Origin of the sequence: Streptococcus infantis (assembly GCF_047464415.1) — a bacterium.
GTDB lineage: Bacteria > Bacillota > Bacilli > Lactobacillales > Streptococcaceae > Streptococcus > Streptococcus infantis_AE.
The window spans coordinates 1-2,461 of the sequence record NZ_JASHBX010000039.1; the positions used below are offsets into that span (position 1 = coordinate 1).

Sequence of the window (2,461 nt, forward strand, 5' to 3'; positions counted from 1 at the left end):
CACGTTCCTTCCTGTCACTGTACAAGGAGGATAACAGACAGCTTCAAAAAGAGATTGAGGACTCTATTGAAGAGAAGTCAACACGGATTACAAACAATAGCAAACTAACCAATAATCGGAAAGAACTAGATGAGATTGATAATCTTAATAAACTAAGCCGTGAAATTGATAAGCGGAATATAGCTATGTATGGGATGTATATTCGTGTCTTTGTGTTTGCATCAATCAAAGAAGAGTTATTCAAGAAGGTTGAAGAAGTCAAAGACAAAACGTCGAAATTCAAATCCACTATTCTGTCTGGAGAATTAGATTTTGAATACCATGCTCCATTTATTCCAGCCGAATATCAGATTGATTTGCCCAATCATCGAAGAGGGATACCGACTCCAGCTCACTCAATAGCTGGTGGATATTTCTTTAATCATACGAAGCTAGAAGATGAGAAAGGCTTCTATCTTGGATGGACTCCAACTAACGGAGCGGTAAATTTCAATTTTCTAGAACGTGACGAGAAAAGAACACGATCCTTTATGATCCTATCTGGAAATCCAAAGATGGGACAACGATCTTTTCTTATGAAACACACAGACGGTCTCTATGCGAAGGGGCATTATATTCGTAACTTTGATGCTACTGGCCAGTTTCTTGATCAGACACGAAAACAACATGGATTGATTCTTGATTTATCAGGTGAGGCTAACCGTATCAATATCTTCCAGGTATTTCCAACAGTGACCAATGAAGCAGGAACTGAAATCGATAAGAAGAAATCCTACAACCTTCATATCGAGAAACTGAAGAGTATCTATAAACTCCTGAATAATGAAGTGACAGGAGACGATTTAATCACATTTGGAACTCTCCTGAATGAGTTTTATATTGAGGGAAATATGTGGGCTCGAAATCCTTCATTGAATCCAGAAAAACTGAAAGCGACGGATATTGTGAAGGAAGAGTATCCTATTCTGTCTGATTTTATTTTGTTTGTTGATGCCTACAAACGTCGACTGGAACAAACTAGTACGGATAAAGCCGAACACAAGGCTGTTAAGCGTATTTACAACACGTTTAACGAACTATTGACAACAAACGCAGAAATTTTCGAGGGGACAACCAAATTTCAAGATATTTCTTCAGAGCAAGTTGTGACATTTGACTTCTCAGGTTTGAAGAACGCCCCTCATTTGTTAAATGTTCAAATATTCTCTGTTCTTTCACTTGTCTCGGCTGATATTGTCAATAACGGAAAACGCTGTAAGCAATCACTGAAGAGACGTCCTGACTTAACGGAGATGGATATGCAGCACTATATTGTCAATATTAGTGGGGCACAGACACTCATTGACCCTAAGCATGAAAGTAGTGTCAACCTTCTGGCTGATATGATTGATACAATGGGCGAAAACTTTGCTGGTGTTGTATTGTCTGTTAATTCACTGCGAGGGATTCTGTTTGAGACGGGGATTGGCACTCATAAGGATCCGTACGTAACGGCAGTCCAGAGGATTTTTGGTCTGATGCAATATAGAGTTTTTGCTCAGACGGACGAAACCAGTGTTCCTCTACTAGCTAACGCCTTATCTGGATCAATGAACCAGTCTGAACTAGAGACTTTGCCTCGTCTGAAGAAAGGACAGTTATTCATGAATATTGCAGGGGTAGGAAATCTGGTCTTTAACCAACAGCTGTTAGCCCCTGAAGTTGAGCGCTATGGCGGTATTGAGTAAGAAAGGAAGGTAAACCAGAATGGCCAAAAATAAACTAGGAATGATTGCAAGGACTAAGCAGAGATTTGATCAATATGTGTTGATTCGTAAATATCGCATGCAACAAGAAAGAGATTATTTCGCTTCAGAAGGAGAATCAGATCCAAAACGCCTGGAAGCACAAAAGGAACGAGATAAGGAGTTTTTGAACGGTCTCAAGAAGATTGGAATAGGATTTATTGTATTTTTAGTTTTTTATGGAATTTTGCGAACAATATTAGGATTGTGGTAAATAAGCGAGGTGTCCATGAAAAAAATATTCAAACTGAAGATTCTCATTCCTTTTGTGGCTCTTCTATTAATTATCAATGTTGGGATAACCATGTTAGTTGGGATAATGGGAGCTGTAACCAATAATGGAAGAAATGATTGTGGTGCTGTAGAAACAACATCTTCAACTGGTGACTCCACAGTTTCTTCAGCTGATGGTTCCATTGATGACTTTGTAAAAAAGCATAAGGAAGCCTACATCCTGTCTTGGAAGGCAGGAGGTTTCCTACCTTCAGCCTCTATCACTCAAACAATGATAGAGAATGGCTTCAATTTTACGAATCCTAATGGTACTTCTTTCTGGAAAGCTCACAATATGGGAGGTGTTAAAACCTCTAGTAAAAGTAATTTTCCAGTTACTCTTGCGACGTATGGTGAAGATAGTGTTGATTTAAGTGGGACAAAGCCTGGAGCGAATGTCGGAG

At 39.1% G+C, this 2,461-nt stretch carries 2 protein-coding genes and 1 pseudogene; all 3 read left to right on the forward strand.

The genetic code is table 11. The features are described from left to right. Positions 1-1,727: virulence factor (locus QM460_RS10295; protein ID WP_414290044.1), on the forward strand; the 1,727-nt coding region annotated here is incomplete at its 5' end. 19 nt (positions 1,728-1,746) lie between these two features. After that, complete coding sequence (locus QM460_RS10300; protein ID WP_001107251.1) at positions 1,747-1,998, forward strand: hypothetical protein; 252 nt, start codon at positions 1,747-1,749, stop codon at positions 1,996-1,998. Positions 1,999-2,013: 15 nt separating this feature from the next. Further along, positions 2,014-2,461 (forward strand): annotated as a pseudogene (locus QM460_RS10305) (amidase); the annotation flags it as partial.